The 20,454-nt window shown below is 39.3% G+C and carries 20 protein-coding genes and 4 tRNA genes; 13 read left to right on the forward strand and 11 right to left on the reverse strand.

Features of this window, described 5'->3' with window-relative positions; genetic code table 11:
* The first annotated feature begins 3 nt into the window (after window positions 1–3).
* The 8 genes from ACOB80_RS04950 (at window position 4) to ACOB80_RS04985 (ending at window position 5,166) form a co-directional block, all read left to right on the forward strand.
* Window positions 4–519 (forward strand): DUF2919 family protein, encoded by a 516-nt coding sequence (locus ACOB80_RS04950; protein ID WP_473164695.1) that lies wholly within the window; start codon window positions 4–6, stop codon window positions 517–519.
* Complete coding sequence (gene dnaQ, locus ACOB80_RS04955) at window positions 503–1,228, forward strand: DNA polymerase III subunit epsilon (RefSeq protein WP_473164696.1); 726 nt, start codon at window positions 503–505, stop codon at window positions 1,226–1,228. Before ACOB80_RS04950 ends, dnaQ begins: the two co-directional genes overlap by 17 nt.
* Window positions 1,229–1,236: 8 nt before the next feature.
* On the forward strand, window positions 1,237–2,526 hold the full coding sequence (locus ACOB80_RS04960; RefSeq protein ID WP_473164697.1) for a TIGR03503 family protein: 1,290 nt from the start codon (window positions 1,237–1,239) through the stop codon (window positions 2,524–2,526).
* Window positions 2,527–2,666: 140 nt separating this feature from the next.
* Window positions 2,667–2,743: transfer RNA gene (locus ACOB80_RS04965), tRNA-Asp, on the forward strand.
* Between the two features lie 24 nt (window positions 2,744–2,767).
* A tRNA-Asp gene (locus tag ACOB80_RS04970) sits at window positions 2,768–2,844 on the forward strand.
* A 43-nt stretch (window positions 2,845–2,887) separates the two neighbouring features.
* A tRNA-Asp gene (locus ACOB80_RS04975) sits at window positions 2,888–2,964 on the forward strand.
* Window positions 2,965–2,987: 23 nt separating this feature from the next.
* Window positions 2,988–3,064, forward strand: a tRNA-Asp gene (locus tag ACOB80_RS04980).
* 281 nt (window positions 3,065–3,345) lie between these two features.
* Window positions 3,346–5,166: an acyl-CoA dehydrogenase C-terminal domain-containing protein gene (locus tag ACOB80_RS04985; RefSeq protein ID WP_473164698.1), complete on the forward strand. Its 1,821-nt coding sequence runs from the start codon at window positions 3,346–3,348 to the stop codon at window positions 5,164–5,166.
* A 56-nt stretch (window positions 5,167–5,222) separates the two neighbouring features.
* Here ACOB80_RS04985 and ACOB80_RS04990 read toward each other — a convergent pair whose 3' ends face one another.
* From ACOB80_RS04990 to ACOB80_RS05015, 6 genes are all read right to left on the reverse strand, one after another.
* A complete protein-coding gene (locus tag ACOB80_RS04990) occupies window positions 5,223–5,795 on the reverse strand; it encodes a type II secretion system protein (protein WP_473164699.1) in 573 nt (190 codons plus the stop codon).
* 136 nt (window positions 5,796–5,931) lie between these two features.
* On the reverse strand, window positions 5,932–7,329 hold the full coding sequence (locus tag ACOB80_RS04995) for an aldehyde dehydrogenase family protein (protein ID WP_473164700.1): 1,398 nt from the start codon (window positions 7,327–7,329) through the stop codon (window positions 5,932–5,934).
* A gap of 47 nt (window positions 7,330–7,376) precedes the next feature.
* Complete coding sequence (locus ACOB80_RS05000; protein ID WP_473164701.1) at window positions 7,377–8,045, reverse strand: TetR/AcrR family transcriptional regulator; 669 nt, start codon at window positions 8,043–8,045, stop codon at window positions 7,377–7,379.
* An 86-nt stretch (window positions 8,046–8,131) separates the two neighbouring features.
* Complete coding sequence (gene yihG, locus ACOB80_RS05005) at window positions 8,132–9,028, reverse strand: 1-acylglycerol-3-phosphate O-acyltransferase, YihG family (RefSeq protein WP_473164702.1); 897 nt, start codon at window positions 9,026–9,028, stop codon at window positions 8,132–8,134.
* A gap of 161 nt (window positions 9,029–9,189) precedes the next feature.
* Window positions 9,190–10,050, reverse strand: a complete 861-nt coding sequence (locus ACOB80_RS05010; RefSeq protein ID WP_473164703.1) for a hypothetical protein — start codon at window positions 10,048–10,050, stop codon at window positions 9,190–9,192.
* Window positions 10,051–10,060: 10 nt separating this feature from the next.
* A complete protein-coding gene (locus ACOB80_RS05015; protein WP_473164704.1) occupies window positions 10,061–10,441 on the reverse strand; it encodes a GntR family transcriptional regulator in 381 nt (126 codons plus the stop codon).
* A gap of 377 nt (window positions 10,442–10,818) precedes the next feature.
* Here ACOB80_RS05015 and ACOB80_RS05020 point away from each other — a divergent pair, with 377 nt between their 5' ends.
* From ACOB80_RS05020 to hpf, 3 genes are all read left to right on the forward strand, one after another.
* Window positions 10,819–11,655 carry an HDOD domain-containing protein gene (locus ACOB80_RS05020; RefSeq protein ID WP_473164705.1) on the forward strand — a complete coding sequence of 279 codons (837 nt, stop codon included), beginning with the start codon at window positions 10,819–10,821 and terminating at the stop codon, window positions 11,653–11,655.
* Window positions 11,656–11,728: 73 nt separating this feature from the next.
* Complete coding sequence (locus ACOB80_RS05025) at window positions 11,729–11,902, forward strand: DUF3545 family protein (RefSeq protein ID WP_473164706.1); 174 nt, start codon at window positions 11,729–11,731, stop codon at window positions 11,900–11,902.
* A gap of 309 nt (window positions 11,903–12,211) precedes the next feature.
* A complete protein-coding gene (gene hpf / locus ACOB80_RS05030; protein ID WP_473164707.1) occupies window positions 12,212–12,550 on the forward strand; it encodes a ribosome hibernation-promoting factor, HPF/YfiA family in 339 nt (112 codons plus the stop codon).
* Window positions 12,551–12,607: 57 nt separating this feature from the next.
* Here hpf and ACOB80_RS05035 read toward each other — a convergent pair whose 3' ends face one another.
* The 3 genes from ACOB80_RS05035 to ACOB80_RS05045 form a co-directional block, all read right to left on the reverse strand.
* A complete protein-coding gene (locus ACOB80_RS05035; RefSeq protein WP_473164708.1) occupies window positions 12,608–13,531 on the reverse strand; it encodes a histone deacetylase family protein in 924 nt (307 codons plus the stop codon).
* Window positions 13,528–15,393 (reverse strand): GNAT family N-acetyltransferase, encoded by a 1,866-nt coding sequence (locus ACOB80_RS05040; RefSeq protein WP_473164709.1) that lies wholly within the window; start codon window positions 15,391–15,393, stop codon window positions 13,528–13,530. Before ACOB80_RS05040 ends, ACOB80_RS05035 begins: the two co-directional genes overlap by 4 nt.
* Window positions 15,394–15,526: 133 nt before the next feature.
* Window positions 15,527–15,742: a dodecin gene (locus ACOB80_RS05045; protein WP_473164710.1), complete on the reverse strand. Its 216-nt coding sequence runs from the start codon at window positions 15,740–15,742 to the stop codon at window positions 15,527–15,529.
* Window positions 15,743–15,931: 189 nt separating this feature from the next.
* On the opposite strand from ACOB80_RS05045, the gene ACOB80_RS05050 reads away from it, so the two are divergent.
* Together ACOB80_RS05050 and ACOB80_RS05055 are read left to right on the forward strand one after the other, a co-directional pair.
* Window positions 15,932–16,999, forward strand: a complete 1,068-nt coding sequence (locus tag ACOB80_RS05050) for a ketoacyl-ACP synthase III (RefSeq protein WP_473164711.1) — start codon at window positions 15,932–15,934, stop codon at window positions 16,997–16,999.
* Between the two features lie 134 nt (window positions 17,000–17,133).
* A complete protein-coding gene (locus ACOB80_RS05055; protein WP_473164712.1) occupies window positions 17,134–17,769 on the forward strand; it encodes a GNAT family N-acetyltransferase in 636 nt (211 codons plus the stop codon).
* Between the two features lie 599 nt (window positions 17,770–18,368).
* Here the strand turns inward: ACOB80_RS05055 and ACOB80_RS05060 are convergent.
* Together ACOB80_RS05060 and ACOB80_RS05065 are read right to left on the reverse strand one after the other, a co-directional pair.
* Window positions 18,369–19,448: a hypothetical protein gene (locus tag ACOB80_RS05060; protein ID WP_473164713.1), complete on the reverse strand. Its 1,080-nt coding sequence runs from the start codon at window positions 19,446–19,448 to the stop codon at window positions 18,369–18,371.
* 704 nt (window positions 19,449–20,152) lie between these two features.
* The gene (locus ACOB80_RS05065; protein WP_473164714.1) at window positions 20,153–20,452 is read right to left on the reverse strand and encodes a DUF3301 domain-containing protein; all 300 of its coding nucleotides are present in this window, start codon (window positions 20,450–20,452) and stop codon (window positions 20,153–20,155) included.
* Window positions 20,453–20,454: the final 2 nt, after the last annotated feature.

Here is a 20,454-nt window from a genome sequence, read left to right on the forward strand (position 1 = left end):
GGTATGCCTGAATTATATAGAAATTTAAAACCTCAAGACTTTGATGCTTACGACTGTGTCAAATTATCAAAGGGCTTTTACTTAATCTTGTTATATTTGCTGCGCGGTTACTTCATCTGGGTGGCCTCCCTGACTAACTTTAAAGATCAAGTGAGTATTCTTCAGTTGGTATTTCCGCAACCCTCACAATTCTATTTAAGCTTATTGTCTGGTGCGAGCGCACTCGTGCTGTTTATTGTTGTTAGTCAACGTAGACCCGAGGCTCCCAATTGGGTGCGCAGTGCTAGTAGACATTTACCATTCTGGTTTTTAATTGCCTTGTTAATTGATTTGGCCATTAACACTACAGCATCTATATGGTTTAATGAGTTTTCTTTAACCTTGTCGATAACACAGCTTATTATTGTCGTGACTTCGGCTTGGTTTTTGTTTACCAGTAATCGCGTAAAGTTAAATACACGGGAGTTCCCCGAGCCGTTACCCGAGAGAAAAAGAGCGAAATATGATCCAAGACGATAGTCAACATAAACGATTAGTTATTCTAGATACGGAAACAACAGGTATAAACCCAAGAGAAGGGCATCGCATTGTTGAAGTTGGCTGTGTAGAAATGATTAACCGTCAGCTTACGGGCAGAACCTATCATGCATATATCAACCCACAGTTTGAAATGGAACAAGAGGTTATTGATGTTCACGGATTAACCAATGAGTTTTTGCGTGATAAACCATTATTTGCAGATATCGCTCAAGACTTCATTGATTTCATAAAAGGCGCTGAACTTGTCATCCATAACGCGAAGTTTGACGTTGGCTTTATGGATCATGAATTCAATCTTGTAGGTCGTGGATTGCCAAATACTGGCGATATTTGCGAAGTTACCGATACGCTAATGGTATCAAAAGATGAGTTTGGTTCTCCTAAAACCCTCGATTACCTTGCCAAATTCTATCGTGTCGATGGTTTAATTGACCGTACTTATCACGGCGCTTTAATTGATGCGCAGTTGCTTGCCTTTGTTTATATAGAGATGACAAGGAAGCAGTCTACTTTAAACTTATCTGTAGGCGATGGTGAAGGAGATGGAGCTGATGCAAATGCAATTCGCCGTTTAAGTGATAATCGAGAAAAATTAAAGATTGTCCGTGCAACTGCCGATGAAGAAGTACAGCATCAAGAACGATTAGCGATTATCGCAGACAAGGGGAGTTCGCCAATATGGCAATAAGGGGGCTTTTGGCCAGCATAGTTTTCACGTTAGCTTTTTCTAACTCGTTGGCCGCACAAGAGCAATCTGAATCGGTGAAATATTATGAACAAGACGATGTTACCAACCGAATTCCTTATTTTGATAACCGCTTTCGCTTAGACGCAAACCTTGAAGAAATTACCTTACTTTTTTATCGTCGCCGAGGCACACCGCCGATTATTTTAGTTCGTCCTGATGGTAGTAAGTTAAAGATTACCAATTTACCTAAAGACAAGGTTGAGTGGTATGACGATAAAACTTACGACATGATAAGAATTATCAACCCCATGCCAGGACCTTGGCAAGCTGTTGGGGAAATTCTACCTAACAGTAAAATCATGGTGGTTTCTGACGTCACCTTAGAAGTAGAACCGTTAGCGGAAATTCTGCTATCTGGTGAAACCTTAAAGGTAAAAGGACAAATCTTTAATAAAGAAAAAGTTGTAGATGACCCACTCTTTAATGACGTGATTAACCTAGACGTAGATTTTTTCAGTACCAACAACTTAGCGTTTGATAACTTTGGCGCTGAAACTGTACAGCTAGGATCTTTTAGAGACGATGGATATGACTTAGATGAATATGCACGAGACGGTATTTTTACTGCAGAATTCGCTTTAGACTTTTCTGCGGGCGAGTGGGTACCGGTTTATCGGGTTATTATGCCTATGGCGATACGAGAGCTTAGACAGAAGCCTGTTATCGTTCGCAATAATCCTATCTCATTAGCTATTGAAACAACGATTGACCCACTAGAGCAACATGAATTGACTATACATATAGATAGTGAATTTGTTGATGAAGACTCTCTTATTTTTCAAGGAAAAATAACTTTTCCTGATAGACAGTCTGAACCATTTGCTATTATGGAAGGTGAGGGAATAACGCGTGTTAAACAAATAGGCTATACAGAGCCGGGGCTTCATAAAATAGCATTGAATGCGTTTGGCAAGACTATTCATGGTCGTGAGTTTAGATTAGTAGTTCCTGAATTTACGTTCAATGTTGAACGAGAAGATGGCCCTTTAGTTCCTTCGGTAGATAATCAAGAAATAGTTGAAGATAGCCAGTCATTGTCTGAGGCAAAAAAATTAGCGCAAAAAGTAGCAGATGAGCAAGCGAAGTTCGAACTAGAGCTAGAACAAGCGAAATTAGCTCAGCAAGAAAAAATAGCAGCAGAAGAGAAGCGCAATCTTTATATTATTTTAGGAAGTAACCTAATTATTATCATTGCAGCAGGTCTTGGTATCTTAATTATTCGTAGAAAAAAGCGCTAATTTGATTTAAATTCAGCCTTATTGCTCAGCAAATGCGCATACAGTCATATTTATGTAAAAAAGGGGTTGACGCCTCGTCACGTTAACCGTATTATTCCCGCCGCATTCAACGACTTGTTGTTGAAAAGACGATTACGTGTGGAGTGGTAGTTCAGTTGGTTAGAATACCGGCCTGTCACGCCGGGGGTCGCGGGTTCGAGTCCCGTCCACTCCGCCAATAATTGTCTTAAGCTATTCCTGAGGAGTGGTAGTTCAGTTGGTTAGAATACCGGCCTGTCACGCCGGGGGTCGCGGGTTCGAGTCCCGTCCACTCCGCCACGAATAGCAAAGTTTAACAAGTTTTTGAAAGATAAAATACTGCGGAGTGGTAGTTCAGTTGGTTAGAATACCGGCCTGTCACGCCGGGGGTCGCGGGTTCGAGTCCCGTCCACTCCGCCACTATTTTATCGTTTCCCCTGTGCGGAGTGGTAGTTCAGTTGGTTAGAATACCGGCCTGTCACGCCGGGGGTCGCGGGTTCGAGTCCCGTCCACTCCGCCAACTTTCTTTTATTTCAATATTATTTCCTTTTTCTCTCCTGTTTTTACAGGAAAATTCTCTCTCTACTGCTATCTTTAAATTTATCTTCGTATCGCTTCCTGTTATTTCTATTAAATTGATTGGGCGACTTATTACTTCAATTTTGTTAATCCTTAGCAGCCATAGCAACGTAAGATAATCGAGTTTAATTTTTAAAGGTCTGGTAAGACCAGTTGATTTTCTTTCGTGACTTCTCTAGTATGAAAGCATAATAACAGGTCTTACCACTATAGGGAGCAGCTATGCTGACATATAAGGCACCAATAGCAGACATTAAATTCTTGTTTGAAGATGTTCTTGATTTTTATCCTCATTATGAAAAGTTTCCGCAATTTGAAGAAGCAACACCTGATTTAGTTGATGCTATTTTTCATGAATGTGCGAAGTTTTGTGAAAACGAGCTTTTACCGCTGAACCAAAGCGCGGATAAAGAAGGCTGTACATTTGATAATGGAACGGTAAAAACACCAAAAGGCTTTAAAGAAGCATATGAACAATATGTTGCTGGTGGTTGGCAATCTTTATCACATGGACTTGAATACGGTGGGCAGGGGCTTCCACCTTCATTAGGTATGGTGAAGTCTGAAATGATGGGTACCGCAAACTGGTCTTGGGCAATGTACCCTGGATTAAGTCACGGCGCGATGAATACAGTAGAGTTGCACGGAACAGACCGACAGAAAGAACTTTATTTGACGCGATTAACTGAAGGCACATGGACAGGAACCATGTGTTTAACGGAACCGCAATGTGGTACTGATTTGGGCCAAGTAAAAACTAAGGCTGTGCCAAACGAAGATGGTACGTACTCGATTACCGGTACTAAGATCTTTATCTCTGCTGGTGAGCATGACTTAACCGACAACATTATTCATATTGTACTGGCTCGTTTGCCTGATGCGCCTAAAGGAACTAAAGGTATATCACTATTTATCGTGCCTAAGATGTCTGTAGATGATCAAGGTAACATTTTAGATGCAAATAATGTCGTTTGTGGTTCTATCGAAGACAAAATGGGGATCAAAGGTAGCGCTACGGCAGTATTAAATTTTGATGGTGCTAAAGGTGAACTAATTGGCCCTGAAAATAAAGGCTTGGAATGCATGTTCACCTTTATGAATACTGCGCGAATAGGTACAGCACTACAGGGTATTTGTGCCACAGAGCTTTCTTATCAAAACGCGCTAACTTACGCGAAAGAGCGCCTGTCGATGCGATCTTTATCTGGTACTAAAGAGCCTGATAAAGTCGCAGATCCAATTATTGTTCACCCTGACGTTCGAAAAATGCTACTTACTCAGAAAGCATTCAGTGAAGGTGGTAGAGCAATGATCTACTACGCGGCTAAGTTAGCAGATGTTATTGAGCACTCAAAAGATGAAAAAGAGCGTAAGCGTGCTGATTACAGACTTGGATTTATTACACCTATTTTAAAAGCGTTTCTAACTGAAGTTGGCTTAGAAAGTGCGAACCACGGTGTTCAAGTATTTGGTGGCCATGGTTACATAAAAGAGTGGGGCATGGAGCAAATTGTACGAGACGTGCGAATTGCGACTCTATATGAAGGCACCACTGGTATCCAAGCACTAGATTTATTAGGCAGAAAAATCCTGCTTAGCCGAGGTAAATCACTGAAGAGCTTTACCATGGAAGTACTTAATTATTGTAAAGATAAGAGTATGATTTCTAGTAATCCTCATAAACGTCAAATGAATAGATTTATTTGGCCATTAAGTAAGGCGATTGCTAGCTGGCAGCAATATTCTATTAGACTTGCGATCAAAGCGAAGAAAGATAGAGATTTCGTAGGCTCTGCATCTGTAGACTACTTGATGTACTCAGGCTATATCGTCATGGCCTATTTCTGGGCACAAATGGCACAGGCATCTTATGAAAAGCTAGCAGGTGATGTTGAAAACAGAGACTTCTACCGTGCCAAGATAAAGACCGCAGAGTTCTATTTTGAGCGAATTTTACCGCGCACTAAATCTTTATCAGAGACCATGATGGCAGACCCTAAGTCACTGATGCAATTAGACCCTGAATTGTTATCGTTTTTATAAGACTAACGGTATAAAAGAAAACCCGGCTAAATGCCGGGTTTTTTATTCTTTAAGTTTTATAACACCTCATCACACTCTGATAAATCTGAGCCAATGATGGACGGTTGTACCGGATCTGGATTAGCGTTAGCATTTTGATTCATGTAGTAAATGTAGCACCTGTCCTGGTTGACATTAGTGCCAAAAGGAAAGATCACAAAGCCTCGCCCTGTGCCTAGAGAAGAGTAACCTCGAGAATTAAACCAATTTTGATTTCTTTGGCGAACACACCATTTTAAATCTGGGTCGGTACAGTTATTAGAATTGACTTGTGCGATATCTTGAAAATCTACTAGAAATTGAAATGTGTTATTCCACCTGCCGTCAGGCAGCTTTCCTCGCACTCTAATCACTTGTCCGTTTTCTAATGTATATCGGTTTTCTGCGTTGTTTAAGTTTTCTGGTGCTATTCGAATTTTTGTCTGCACCATATTGTGTGCAGAGCGCAAGCTACCTTCCATCGCTTCCATATTAGCGAGAAGAGCACTGTCTTTTAAATTTACAAATTTGGGTGCAGCTATTGCTGCAATCACACCTAGGACCACAACAATCGCTATCAACTCAATTAAAGTAAACCCTTTTGTTTTCATCCCTTATCCTAACGCAAAGTTAATCAACTATTGAACAGCATAACTTAACGCGTTAGCTAGTCTAACCAACGCGGCTATATTCTTAGTTTACCCAATAATACCAATTAATGTCACTGGTATAAGTATAGAACATCCCTTATAAATGTCTGATTAATTTCAAAAAAGCAAACTTCATTTTGGTATAAGGTGCGAATCTGACGGGCAAATCCTTGAGAAATGGGCGCTTTAGAACTGATTTTAGGTGACTGAAGTTATCAAACCCTGATTTGCCACTGTACCTGCCAAAGCCACTGGGACCGACGCCGCCAAACGGTAATTCGGGTACTGCATTAAACATAATGACATCATTAATGCACTGCGAGCCAGAGCTTATATTTCTGCTCCAGGCTTGTTGTTGCGCTTTATCTTTAGTGAATATATAGGATGATAAAGGCTTTTCTCTGTTTTTGACAAAAGCCACAGCATCGTCAAATGAGTCAACGGTTACGATAGGTAATAGCGCACCGAAGATTTCTTCGGTCATTAAAGGGCTATCTAAAGAAGGGTTTAGAATGAGAGTAGGCTCAATATAGCAATCGGCTGGATCAGTTTTACCACCATGTAATACACTTCCTGAATTCATATAACTGCAAATTCGCTCGAAGTGTTTTTTATTAACAATGCGACCGTAGTTGTCAGATTGTTGTGGGTTATCGCCAAACATCTCTTTGATTTGTTTAATAACCGCTTGAGTAAATGATTCAACTAAGCCGGGCTTTATTAGAATGTAATCAGGGGCTATACAGGTTTGCCCTGCATTCATCCATTTTCCCCATGTTAGTCGTTGTGCAGTGATGTTTATATCAGCACTCTCGTCAACATAAACGGGACTCTTACCGCCTAACTCTAAGGTAACTGGAGTTAAGTGTTGTGCTGCAGCTGTCATTACAATACGGCCGACATGGCCATTTCCGGTATACATAATGTGCTGGAAAGGTAGCTTTAATAATTCTGTGGTTTCTTCAACGCCTCCTTCCACGACAGAAACTAGCTCTTGCGGTAAATATTGTGGAATAAGTTTGGCAAGCAACGAAGAAGTTTCGGGCGCTAATTCAGAGGGTTTAACAATCGCACAGTTTCCTGCTGATATAGCGGCAACTAAAGGCGCTAGTATGAGTTGCAAAGGATAGTTCCAAGCTCCAATAATAAAAACGGTACCTAAAGGCTCAGGCTTGATATAAGAACGGCCTGGTTGAGCAACGATTGGAGTAGAGACAGAGCGCTCTTTAGCCCATTTTTTTAGACGTTTAACAACATGATCAACGTCACCCGCAACGAAAGATACTTCTGTGATCCAAGCTTCAACTTTAGGTTTGTTTAGGTCTTTTTTTAGTGCAGCTAAAAATTCACTTTCATGAACTTGGACCATTTTTTTGATCTGTTTTAATTGAGTAATGCGCCAATCTAGATCAAAGGTTTGCTGACTGTTAAAAAAGTTTTGGTGACGTAAAAGTTGTTGTTTGAAGTTCACATTAGCTCTCATTAAAAAAGTCATCGGATGACTCAATGTAAACTAACTTGAACTTTTGTACAAAACTAATTTTAATTTGACTTAATTTGAAGCACTGCGTTAACTAATCGCTCAATACGCGCTTTGATATAGGCCTCGTCTATTTCGTCTGTAAGCAAGGTTAAATGTCGGTATTCCAATTGCGTAAATACAGTTAACATAATGTCACCGTCTACATCCGCAAGGCCGGGATTAAAGTACCCACATAATTTGGTAAAAGGAGCGAGAAGCGCTTCCCGGTGTGTTGCAGCTAAAGCACGTAATTGGGGAGTAATTTGTATCTCGGTGAATAAAAGTTGTTCTACGGCTAGGTCTACAGAGTTTTCTTTTATCTTGCTGACAAGATAATTTGTTGCCATGTTGGTAAGCCATTGAGCTAATTCTTGGCGTGTTGCTACCCGTTTTAGTTTTGTTTTTGTGTAGCTATCTAGTAATTCAAAAGTTTGCGTCCAAGCCAGCCCAGCTTTTGCAATAGTATTAGATGAACTAAGAATAAATGCCTCATGAACTAATTCTTGGATATCTTTAAAATAATAAGTAGTTAAAGACAGCTGCAATTGCGCTTCGTTAGCGATAGCGCGATGGGTAGTGCCTTTAATACCGTTTCTAGCTAATACTTTTACTGCTGCTTCTAATATTTGTAATCGTGTTTGCTCGCCTTTAGTACGGCGTTTAACTGGAGATTTTGCAATAGTACCCATTATAACTACTCGTTATTCTAATTCTTAGTTTGTAACATTAAATTAACGCTTTTTATTCCTAAACGCAATAAGAAACAGGTTTGCAATCACTTTTTTTGCAGTAAGGTTTTTATTTTATTGTCTTTGTTTTGCCATAACTGACTTAACCATCGATTAAACTTCTTCTTATGTTCTACGTCATTGCTGTAATCTCCTAAAAGAGTACCGTCATTATCTATTGCTTCTACATCGATAATAATTTTGGTGAGCTTGCCTTTTAGCAAGTCTTTCATGACGTGACCTGGATTTTCAGGGTAAAGCAAGGTTACGTTCAATATCTTATCAAACTGTTCGCCCATAACTTCCATGGTAAATGCTATTCCGCTCGCTTTAGGTGTAAGCAAGTGGGTGTAATTGTTTGCTTGCTTCTGTTTTTTTTCTGATGTGAATCTCGTTCCTTCGACAAAGTTTATAATTGTTGTCGGGCGCTCTTTAAAGTTTGCACAAGACGCCTTAGTTGTTTCTATGTCTTTTCCTTTTAATTCTGGGTGCTTTTTCAAAAATGAACGACTATAACGTTTCATAAACGGCATATCTAATGCCCAGCAAGCCATCCCAATAAAAGGTACTTTTTTCAACGAGTCTTTTAAAAAGTATTTAGGTGCAGGAATACGTGAGCCGGCAAAATGAGATAGCACAAAAATATCTAACCAGCTTTGGTGGTTGGCAATCAACAAATACCAGTTGTTCTTTGAAAGCTGCTCGTCTCCGGTAATTTGCCATTCAATTTTATTAAAAGACACCATCAGTAGGTAATTGATGTAGGCCCATGTGCGATATATAAAATTCATTGGATAAAACAAAGCGCGATGAAATGCTTTTAAGGGGATGATGAATTTAAGTATTCCGCCTACGAATATTACTGAGCCACACAAAGCTAAGTTAAGGCAAAATAGAATAAAAGTTATAGGAAAAGAAACAAAAGAGGGCAAAAAGGACAACATGAATTTTATTAACTCTTACACTTTTGGTAAAAAAATTTCAGCCATTCTACTGAGTTTTATACCCTTTGTGTATCACTTTACCGTATAAAGGTTGTTGCATTCATATCTTGCCGATACCATGAGCAGTGGATTAGCGGGAAGACAACTTCCCGCGAAATAAATTACCTTCCTTGTTGAGCACGATACCCGCTTAAATCAAGCTTAGCGATATCCAAGCTTCCTTTTAAGTTGTTCAACGTTATTAATGCTAGTACTTGGAAGTACAAACAGTTAACTAACACCTGATAATAACTCGCGTCATATACATTCAACAATGTTTGAGCGACCACAAATCCGGTGACAAACATGCTGATATAACAAAGATTAGGCAGGGCTATTTTGTTTATTTTTTTGCGATCTACATCTGACTGGTGGGGATCTTTCTTTTTACCTGCAAATAAACAGTAACCTGAAAATATAAATATTAAGTTAGTTAAACTAATGCAGCCTACTTTTATCAGGAAGCTTTCGTTAGTTAAACTCGGTGTTTGCCACACTTCAAAGACAACAAATGCAATATAGGTTAGAACGGTTGCTAATAATAACAAAGGCGAAATGTAATCGTTCAGATTTCGCACTTCTAATGGCGCTTTTCGTTTTGTCTCAGTATTTGCTTCTCGCATCAAGCGCATTTGTCGATAACCCAATATCTCAAGAACAAATAATGGTGAGAATTGTAATATGCCGAACATCAGAGGAATGTGTTCTTCATATTTTTGGCTTTGAGCGTATTCAGGGGATAACAGGCTAAAATAAATCAATAAGCCTGCACCGATAGCGATCATTGCGTTGTTTGCTAATAAATAAATCGCTCTTAATATTTTTACTCTATCCATTCCTTCTGGGTAAAGTTTTGGATGAGTTTCTTCTGGGTAATTGTTTAAGACGTAATCTAATCTAAATACCAGTTTTCTAGGAAAGAAATAAGAAATTAACCAAACCTGGCTGATAAAAAGTAGATAAAATAATATTGTATTAGGCATGATTCTCTCCTTAGTCTTGCGTTTGATTGATAACTTGATTAAATGCTATGCGAATTTCCGAGTCAGTCGCTCCTGAGTTCTTTAGAATTTTTATCGCATCTTCTAACTTGTCTACCAGCCATTGATGTAGATTAAACTGGCAATGCTCAATGGCACCTTCTTCAATAAATGTACCGCGATATCCTTTTGATTGGATAATGCTATCGCGCTCCAATATTTTGTAGGCTTTAGCGACAGTTTTACTGTTTACATCTAAATCATTAGACAGCTGTCTAATTGACGGTAGCTGATCGCCACCCTTTACTTGTCCAACCGCGACACCGTTTTTTATTTGCTCGACAAGTTGAGCAAATATCGGTGTAGCTGATTCAATATCGATTTCTATTTCCATAAATACCACCCCATAGTTTTATGTACCAGTTGTACCATGTGTTGTAATGGTACAACTGGTTTTTAAAGATTGCAAGTATGTTTGTAAATTGAGCAGTAAATTATTTGTTCTTTTGACCTGAGTTTTACTTAAGTTTTTGTTTTATATGTGTTATTTAAAGTTTGTGTTTTTGGGGGAGAATCCAAAATGCTGGAGTTATGCAGTTTACGTGTTTCCGTTTATAGTTAATTACATCGGTCTAGGTGGTACATTGAAGACTTTGTTTTTTTAATTATGGCTATATTGGTTTTTAGGTTGTGCGGTAAGTATAAATAATGGGTAAATACTTAGCTTATGTGTATGGTTAAGTGTGGAAGATTGGCGAAGAGGTAACAAATATGACACTCAATATCGAACAATATATAGAAGGGGCGCAGGAACTTTGTGTTTTGCCAGATATTTATTTAAAGCTAACGGACATGTTGCGTGACGATACTTCTACGCTAGAGGATATGGCTAAAGTTATTGCATTAGAGCCTGCTTTATCAGCACAGTTATTAAAAATAGCTAATAGTGCCTTGTTCTCGTTTCCAAAAGAAGTCGCTGAAATAGACAGAGCATTAATGATAATTGGTGTTAATAAACTCGGTACACTCATTCATGCATATGGCGTTACAGCAGCATTTTCGGAGATAGATCCCCGTGTTATTGATATGGATAGGCACTGGGAGATCAGTGTTGACTGCGCACTTATGACAAAATTTTTAGCCGAGAAAAAAGGATTGCCGAACAGTCACTCTCTTTTTCTGGCTGGATTGTTTCACAATATTGGTGCCTTAGTGTTGGTACATCAAGCCCGTGAACAGGTTCAACAGTGTGAGCTCTACAATAAAGAGCAACTTCCTTGGCATCGACAACAAGAGGTTTTTGGGTTCACTTTTGCTGATGTGTCAGCATGTTTATTAAAAAAGTGGCAGTTACCAGAAGTGATCACTGAGCCTATCGAGCATTTTCACCATGCTTATCAAACGCCAAAAGACAAGAGTTCAACCCTTTTATATATAACTTCACGGCTTGCGCTTTATCACTCTCACCAAGGTAGGTACAACAAAACAAGCTTTTTGGGCACTCACTTGTTAGAGGACCTTGACTTAACTTCGAGAGATATAGATGAAGCTCTTGAATATTGTCGAGCCCAAGCGCTCGAAATCATGTCTGCTTTGAACGTCATTTAATCGTCATGTTAGTTTAAGAAAATGGTCATAATGACGATCTACAGTGACCTCAAGTTATCCAAGAGGAAGAGCTATGAGCAGTGTAGATTGGGACGAGTTAGATTTTTTTAATTTAGACAGTGACGTTGAACAAGACGCTAAAGTAAAAATGAAATCTAAGAAAAGAAAATGGCGAGAAATTGAAAACATCAAAGAAAAAAGACGGCTTAGAAAAGAGTTAGAGCAATACGACAGTTATTCGTTCTAGTGATATTTTACGTCGTTACTACCCTTTAAAAGTAGAACTATAATTCTTGTTAGCAGCGTTCATTCGCTGCTAAAGATTTATTAATTTATTATTGCTTCGCAAAATAACGAATTTGTTTTTTTGTATGTTACTGTTTTACATGCGCTTTATCTTTGGTGACATACTTTTTTACATTCAGTTGCTATTGAAATACCTTTTACTCCTTGTTTTTTACAGCGCTTGCCCAGAGTATAAATAGTAAGAGTTAATCAACAGACATTGCGTTTGACGTTAACTTCATTTTTCTTTCCCAATAAAAGAGGGCATATCATGAAAATAACAATTTCAGGTCATCACGTAAAAGTTACGCAAGGTATTCGAGAAGCAATTGAGAGAAAGTTTGCTAAAATTGCGAAACATTTTCCAAGTATTCTGCATTTAGACTCGGTAATACGTGTTGAACCAAATCGCCAGCAATTGGAAGTAACTACACTTTATGAAGGTGAGAAAATATCAGTTAGAGCTACAGCAAAAGAGCTGTATATGGCGATTGCAGAAGCGAGTGGCAAGTTAGAGGCAGCGTTAAAGCGGCGAAAAGGTATGATGAGCAAAAAGCTACACACTAAATACCAAGTGCCGCAGTCAGCACTGTTTGAACCGACAAGTTAATAAATATATTGAGAAGCAGGCTACAACGCCTGCTTTTTTGACCTTGCCAATAATGTGCTATTGACCAATAAGTCCTTTTACGTGAGCTACGGCACAACGGCCTAAAGCACTTAATGCATATCCTCCCTCTAAAACTGACACGATTCTTCCTTTAGCGTGTTTATCGGCTATCATTTTAATTTGCTCGGATATCCAATGATAATCGGCTTCGGTTAAACTCACTTGCGACATTTCATCTTCAATATGAGCGTCAAACCCCGCAGATACAAAGATGAATTCTGGTTTAAATTTCTCTAATTGAGGTAGCCATTTCTCGGCAATAATTTCTCTGAATTCAAACCCTTTGGTTGTCGCAGCCAAAGGCGTGTTTATAATCGGCGGTGTGTCACTTTCTAGCATTTCAAATGGGTAAAAAGGGTATTGATATGAAGAACAAAACAGCGTTCCTTTTTTATCCTTCACAATATTTTCAGTACCGTTTCCGTGATGTACGTCAAAATCTAAAATGGCAACTCGCTTAATGCCAAAGTGTTTCTTTACGTATTCTGACGCAATAGCAATATTATTGAAGATACAAAATCCCATGCCTCTGTCTCGTTCAGCATGATGCCCTGGTGGTCGAGTCACACAAAATGCCGCTTTTAAATCACCACTCATGACTAAATCGACCGCATCTTTAGCAGCCCCGGCAGAGTAAAGCGCTGCTTCCAAAGATTCACTATTCATAGACGTATCATCATCAATGCGAAACTCACCTTGCGAAGGTGCATTCTTATAAATAAAGTCTATGTAGGTTTGGTCATGTGCCAGAGCCAAAAAAGCTTTATCTATTTTATTCGCGTCAATTTGACGAATAACATATTCCAAGCCACTACGAATAAATTGATCTTGAATAGCATCAAGGCGAGCTGGGCACTCTGGGTGATGTGCACCCATCTGATGACCATTACATTTATAATGGCTGATTACGCCAAAGTTCATAGATCTTCCTCTGTTTCTTGCTCATTATCTAACGGCAGTGCTAGTGATACCTCGTCATAATCTTCGGAATAACCACGTTTAAATCCTGCGTTTTCAAATACTTTTAGCATCGGGGCATTGTCTCGTCTAACGCAAGCAATAAGTTGAGTTAAACCACGTTTTTTAGCTATCTTGATCATTTGCAACAATAGGGTAGTTGCCATGCCTTTACTTCGCTGAGTTTCGCGAATAACAAAGGCAACTTCAGCCATATTACCGCTCTCTATAAAGTAATATCTTCCAACTGCTTGAATAACCTCGCCTAGTTGATCGCGTTGAGTAAAACATAACGCTAAGTCTTTGCTTTGATCAACACTCACCAACTTACAGGAGTTTTCTCTTGTCATTTGCATCATGTGGTGGTTATAACGCATCATCAAGGTTTCTTTAGTGTGGGAATAGAAAAACTCTTGCAGTTTTCTTTCATCGGCCGGACTCAGCGGTCTTAAAATAAATCGTTCGCCTCCTAAGGTAAATTTCTTGATTTCTATGGCCCCCAATTCAGGTACTGATGAAGGAGTATTGTCCTGATAAGGCGGTACCCAGTAGTGTTTTCGAACTTCAGTAAGTAAGGACTCTCGAAATTTAGGGTGGGCGATACGAATAAGTTCTAATGCGCGCTCTCTTATACTTTTTCCAATCAAATTCGCGACGCCAAATTCAGTTACTACATAGGCTACATGGCCTCTTGAGGTGACAACGCCACCACCTTCGGTAATATGTGGAACGATGCGAGAGATTGAGCCATCTTTAGTGGTTGAAGGCAGTGCAATAATTGGTTTGCCGCCTTTGCTGAGCCAAGCACCTCTGACAAAGTCCACCTGTCCACCGATACCACTGTAAAATTGGTGGCCAATAGAGTCGGAAACCACTTGACCAGTTAGATCGACTTCAATTGCACTATTGATAGATACCATATTGTCGTTTTTGGCGATATTTACAGGCGAGTTTATGTGCTCTGAAGGGTAAAATTCTACGTGCGGGTTATTATGAACAAAATCATATAATCTCTGGCTACCTAAACAGAAAGTGACCACAGTTTTTCCTTTGTGGAATGTTTTCCGCCTGTTGTTTATCACCCCGTTGAGCATTAAATCGATGATGCCATCGGAGATCATTTCGCTATGCACACCTAAATCTTTGTGGTTTGCTAGATATCGTAATACCGCATCTGGGATCTTACCTATACCCACCTGAATGGTAGCGCCGTTTTCAATTAGGGTTGCGCAATACTGGCCAATGCGTTCGCTGACTTGATCTATTTCTATTGCGGGTAGTTCTGGTAGCTTTTGCTCTTTAGTTAACCAAGCATTTATCTGATTTACGTGGATAAAGCTGTGCCCGTTTGTTTTAGGCATTCGGGGGTTAATTTGTGCAATCACAAATTTAGCGGATTTTACTGCAGCAGCTACTATGTCGACACTTACCCCTAAAGAACAATAACCATACTCATCAGGTGGGCTAACCATAACTAAGGCAGCGTCAAGTGGTAATATGTGTTCTTTAAACAATGTTGGAATTTCAGAAATGAAGCAAGGCGTATAATCGGCACGGCCCTCAGCAACAGCCTCTCTAACATTTTCGCCACCAATAAATAGCGAGTTCACTTTAAATAGCTGTTGATATTCTACTTTGGCCCATTTGTTATCAGAAAGCGTTAAAATGTGTACTGTTTCTATATCGTGCAGTTGCTCGCTATTGCTGATGAGATTATCGATTAACGCATTGGGGACAGCGGCATTCGAGCCAATAAAAATGCGATTTCCCGATTTAATGAAATCTTGCCAGCGCACGACTTGGCCAGCTTTATCAGTTAATTTCATAGTTAATTATCTATTTAATTTATGGACACACTCTACCATAGTCGCAACAATATTAGTTTGCGACTTTAGTGGAAAATAACCATTATTTTATTGATTTATCTCAAAATCTATCGTTAAGAAACGAAAATCCGACCTAGCTATTTTCGATTCTAAAACCAATTTTCAGCGTTACCTGGAAATGACCAACTTTACCGTCAACGATATGGCCTCTAGTTTCGGTCACTTCAAACCAGTCCATATTTTTAATCGATTTACTGCATTCCGCTAACGCGTTATGAATAGCGTCTTCTATACTGGTTTTAGATGATCCCACTAACTCTACTTTTTTATAAGTGTGATGATTTGACATCAGTCTTCTCCTGTTACCGATATTGATTCAAGTTCCTGTTTTTACATCTATTGACTATAGTTTATGTCAGGCCTTTTTTCTGGTTTGCCACTCATTACTCATAGACTTAGCTAAAGAGTCACAGTACTATGAGCGACATATAACTCACTGGTATGAACAGTTGAGTTTAAAGAATTATTTAGGTGAATTATGACGTATGCAGCAATAACTGGTTGGGGTAAATGTTTACCGCCAGCAAAACTAACTAATGATGACTTAGCCACATTTTTAGAAACCAATGATGAGTGGATAACGACACGTACGGGCATGAAGGAAAGACGTATTTCTCATGTAAATGTCAGTGAACTAGCCCATGTGGCATGTGAGCGGGCGTTGGCTGCTGCTGGAAAAACAGCGAAAGATGTTGAATTAATCGTATTTGGTTGTACAACCTTTGATGAGCTTTGTCCAAATGCTGCATCAAACGTGCAGCGTTTGTTAGGTGCAGAACAAGCGGCTTGTATGGATGTAAATACCGCATGTACCAGTGGCATGTACAGTTTAACGACAGCGACGGCGATGATCAAAAGCGGTGTCGTTAAATCAGCTTTGGTCATCGGTGCAGAAGTTATTTCGCCAATTATGGAATGGACTAATCGCGATGTTGCTGTTTTATTTGGCGATGGCGCAGCAGCCTTATATCTCGAGGCCAGTGATACTCCATCAGGAGTATTAGCTGAGTCATTGGGGTGTTTTGGTGAGTCACGTGATATTCTCGCTGTACAAGGCTGGGGGATGAAGTATGCGAATAAAGGTCGCTTATTAGGTGATGCTCACTGGCAATTTATCGGACAAGAGATATTTAAAAAAGCTGTAGCAGGTATGGCAAGTGGTAGTGAGCAAACGTTAGAAAAAGCAAATTTAGCTCCGCAAGATATCGATTTAGTTGTTCCACACCAGGCGAATCTTCGCATTATTGACTCTTTAGCTAAAAAAATGTCTGTGCCGCCTGAAAAGGTATTTATTAATATAGAAAAATACGGAAACATGTCAGCTGCAACAGCTTTAGTTGCACTAGTAGAAGCAATCGAAGAAGGGCTTGTTACTGAAAACAGCCATGTGTTGATGCCCGCTTTTGGAGGCGGACTCACTTGGAGTGCCCATTTACTCAGATTTGTCGACAAACCGGTTGCAAAAGGTAAGAGCAATTGTCAGTTACCTCCTTGTGAACAAACGGGTTTAGCCTTGGTAAAAGACATTATGAAGCAACGATGCTAAGTTTTTAGTACTTCGAATAAAGCATGCCTTGGCATGCTTTTTTTTGTTTTAGGAAAAGTAAAAGTTGATTGTAATTTGACCATACAAAAGATTTGCTGCTATGGTGTTTGTGATAACTTTATTGGGGGAGAAAGATGTCACAACAAGTTAGTAACGCAACGAAAGAAGAGATTAAGGCGGCGTATTTAAGCGCTGAAGACTTAAAGCTGGCGGTATCTTTGTTGTATCAAGCTTATCATGACGATCCTGTCTTTTTAGAAATATTTAAAGGTGATTCACCTGAATATGAGCAAAAACTTAGAGCGGCAATAAGAGAAGAGCTCGGGGTGTTTTGGCAAGCTAAACAGCCAATGGTAGGCCTTTATCTAGGTGAAACTATGGTTGGCGTAGCGTGTTTGAACCACTGTAAAGACGGAGTTTCTGCTGATAGGTTTTGGCACTGGCGATTAAAAATGTTGCTTGGCGCTGGTTACGTAAGCACTAAACAAATGATCGAAAAAGAGCAAAAAGTCATGGAAGCTGTGCCAATGGATAACTTTCATATGCTGGCATTTATCGCGATACACCCACTACATCAGCACCATGGCTTTGGCCATTACCTTATGGCGGCGGTGAACACATTACTAGAAGAATACCCAGAAAGTGAAGGTGTGGCTGTTTATGCAACAACAGATAAATACCGCTCGTTTTTTAAAGATGTCGACTACAAACATGTGGAGGACCTAACGTTAGGTAACGTCTCAGGGTCGCTAATGATTCACTATCGTTAAACTTAAAAGGAGGATTCGCTATTCGTTAATAGTCGTTTTCTCCTATTTACCCTATAACTTTGTAAGACATGTCTTACAACAACGTAGGACAAAGAGCTTTTTCTTTCAGATATCTTCTTTTCAAAGTCACGTAAGTTATTGTTTATTAATTAATAAAGTAAATTTACCTTTCTTTACAAAAATATAACAAGTAAATAATTTTGGATGAGTTACTACCTCAGAATTTCTAAAGGCGTAATATAGTCACTGTCAGGAAGGCGATGAGACAGAAGAGCTAGAGTGTTCATGGAAAGTTCAAACAAGGCGTGTTTGACTATACAAGGATTACTGTAAACTCAAGGGACTGACAAATTTCAGGGATGACAAACCAAGGAAGGGCAAAGGAAATTGCTTAGGGATACCGGTGTGACCGAGGATTGGTTGCTTATAAGGATGTTGAAGGAATGCCCAAGGAAGTGCTAGGAAAGGTGAGGAACACCATTTAGGGACGAAGCGGGATACTTTATGCAGGATGCATAAGCTAGTTAGAGAAATGCGGCTCAGAAGAGCCGCATTTTTTTATGTTTAATTTTTGGTAAAATTGGATAGGTATTAGCAAATTACAGCAATTGTTGAAAATAGCTGCTTTTACCCAATGCCGCTTGACTTCCTTTTAAGGAAAAGTCGTAACCACATAACGAAAAACTTCCTCTTTTTGCTAAGCCATTAATAAGGTTTGATTGATCTAAAGGCGAAAAGTGCGCTTGAATTAGATTCTGATTAAGCCATAACACTTTAGTGGTACGAATAGACTCTTTATTATTAAAGGTTAACTTTTCACAACTCTTATCACCATTGGCACTATGCACATCCCATAGCTCAACTTTGCCTAAGTTATCGTCAACCTCCCATTGAATAACAACACCATAAAACTCATTTGTTGCTACTTCAAAGTCATCAGCTAACACCACTACATTTGAAATCTCTGCGTGGTAAGCGGTCTGCACTGGTTGAATACTTTCTTCATTATTAACTTCTTCTACCGTTTTAGACCCTGATGATTGTGTCATCATTAACCAGCTGAACAAGATGCCAACAATGATGATACTAATTAATAGCGCAATCGTCTTTTTGCCATTTTGTTGATTAAACAAGAATTCACGAATTTGTTCACCTAAATCTTGTTTTGGTAAAGACGCTGCTTGTTGGTAGGTCACAGGTGCAGCGTCAACTATTACCTGTTCTTGATTCGAAACGTTCCCTGAAAAACTCGGCTCTACTCTATGTTGACGATGAGAGTTAGACACCTCGTACATTTGCAAATCTACGGGGCCACTATATCCAAGCACCTTTCTCACCTGATGTTTGGATGGGTAACTCACTAAAATCAGTGATAAGGCTAACGGGAGCAATAGTAGCCAATACAAAGGCAAAACTTGAGAAATAGATATTATTAGTGTGGTAATCGCAAACGCAGCTACAGGGATATATAGCCATTGTTTGGTTAATTGTGCGTCGTTAAGGCGCCTTTTGGTTGAAGCAAATATGATGGTTGATAACGCGCCAGTTAAAACAACGTTAATGATTGGCCAATCGATAAAAACAAGTGAAATTATCGCGAATAATAGGGTACTTACTAAGTTAATTAGGGCAAACCTAAAACGATCATCTGCTCCTTGGAAACAGAGCAAAGAAGACAAGAAAGGCACGTCATCTCCAAACTAAAATTGGGTATAGATTATAGTGTCAAAGAGTAAACAGTTTTCTCTTTAATGTCAGCATTTTCTTAGCCCATTTATTGCTACTTGGCGTTTAATTCGCCTTGAAGGTATTACCTTTATCGTCAAGTGATAGACAAAGTCGAATGTCTTATGTAAGACATTGTCCTATAAGCTGTCAGCGATCAGGGAATAATCTTTAGGGTAGCTAGTTAAAGTTTGTCCGTAAGGTGCTGAAACTAATGCTAAAGTTTTATTTTGAAGAAACTTGAGTAAACAATCACTTAAAATTTTTTGTTTTTAGTCGCTTTTTTTAAAAAGCCAATAGCCTAGAATTATAACTGTCAGGACGACACAGGGTTAAGGAAAACCAAAACAAATATCCTCAAAGGATTGACGATATTTGAGTAACTCAGCAAGGATATGGAAGTAAAAAGGAAAACTCAAACGGAGTTGAATGAACGAGATTTACAGGACGTAATTAAGGATAGCGCATTGACAGGATGTTAAGTAGGGAAGCGCACTTGTTCAAAACTAGGAAGGTTTTCAATATGCGGGGCAGGACGCTCTAAGTCAGGAAGACACTGAGTAGATGTTGAGGTACAGGACATACCCAACCAGAAGAAGCGACGCTAAGTCGCTTTTTCTTTGTCCGCTACTTTATTATTAAAAATTCTTGCACAAGCTTAAATCCTATAAGCAGGGACATCGATGCTCTGTTTACGCAAATTCTTCAAGGAAATCTTTCCAGAGTAGGCTGATTCACCATCACCACTAAATTCGAAATTGAAAACACTTTGCCAATACAGACCGTGGGTTTTATTGAAGGTTAGTCTTGTAGATTCTCGGGCAATGGCAATAAATTGAAGGCCTTCGTTTTTACAATAAAGTTGTGCATGTCGTCGTGCTGTTTCAGCTAAATTACGTAAAAACAAAAAGTACCAACATACCAAAAAAGCACCAAGCAAGAGATAAATTTCAGCCATGT

The sequence above is a fragment of the Thalassotalea coralli genome (genome assembly GCF_055786205.1).

Bases quoted from the DNA above. Each gene is read 5' to 3' on its own strand.
- ACOB80_RS04950 (WP_473164695.1), top strand. From the start codon at position 4: ATGCCTGAATTATATAGAAATTTAAAACCTCAAGACTTTGATGCTTAC.
- dnaQ (WP_473164696.1), top strand. From the start codon at position 503: ATGATCCAAGACGATAGTCAACATAAACGATTAGTTATTCTAGATACG.
- ACOB80_RS04985 (WP_473164698.1), top strand. From the start codon at position 3,346: ATGCTGACATATAAGGCACCAATAGCAGACATTAAATTCTTGTTTGAA.
- ACOB80_RS04990 (WP_473164699.1), bottom strand. From the start codon at position 5,795: ATGAAAACAAAAGGGTTTACTTTAATTGAGTTGATAGCGATTGTTGTG.
- ACOB80_RS04995 (WP_473164700.1), bottom strand. From the start codon at position 7,329: ATGACTTTTTTAATGAGAGCTAATGTGAACTTCAAACAACAACTTTTA.
- ACOB80_RS05000 (WP_473164701.1), bottom strand. From the start codon at position 8,045: ATGGGTACTATTGCAAAATCTCCAGTTAAACGCCGTACTAAAGGCGAG.
- yihG (WP_473164702.1), bottom strand. From the start codon at position 9,028: ATGTTGTCCTTTTTGCCCTCTTTTGTTTCTTTTCCTATAACTTTTATT.
- ACOB80_RS05010 (WP_473164703.1), bottom strand. From the start codon at position 10,050: ATGCCTAATACAATATTATTTTATCTACTTTTTATCAGCCAGGTTTGG.
- ACOB80_RS05015 (WP_473164704.1), bottom strand. From the start codon at position 10,441: ATGGAAATAGAAATCGATATTGAATCAGCTACACCGATATTTGCTCAA.
- ACOB80_RS05020 (WP_473164705.1), top strand. From the start codon at position 10,819: ATGACACTCAATATCGAACAATATATAGAAGGGGCGCAGGAACTTTGT.
- ACOB80_RS05025 (WP_473164706.1), top strand. From the start codon at position 11,729: ATGAGCAGTGTAGATTGGGACGAGTTAGATTTTTTTAATTTAGACAGT.
- hpf (WP_473164707.1), top strand. From the start codon at position 12,212: ATGAAAATAACAATTTCAGGTCATCACGTAAAAGTTACGCAAGGTATT.
- ACOB80_RS05035 (WP_473164708.1), bottom strand. From the start codon at position 13,531: ATGAACTTTGGCGTAATCAGCCATTATAAATGTAATGGTCATCAGATG.
- ACOB80_RS05040 (WP_473164709.1), bottom strand. From the start codon at position 15,393: ATGAAATTAACTGATAAAGCTGGCCAAGTCGTGCGCTGGCAAGATTTC.
- ACOB80_RS05045 (WP_473164710.1), bottom strand. From the start codon at position 15,742: ATGTCAAATCATCACACTTATAAAAAAGTAGAGTTAGTGGGATCATCT.
- ACOB80_RS05050 (WP_473164711.1), top strand. From the start codon at position 15,932: ATGACGTATGCAGCAATAACTGGTTGGGGTAAATGTTTACCGCCAGCA.
- ACOB80_RS05055 (WP_473164712.1), top strand. From the start codon at position 17,134: ATGTCACAACAAGTTAGTAACGCAACGAAAGAAGAGATTAAGGCGGCG.
- ACOB80_RS05065 (WP_473164714.1), bottom strand. From the start codon at position 20,452: ATGGCTGAAATTTATCTCTTGCTTGGTGCTTTTTTGGTATGTTGGTAC.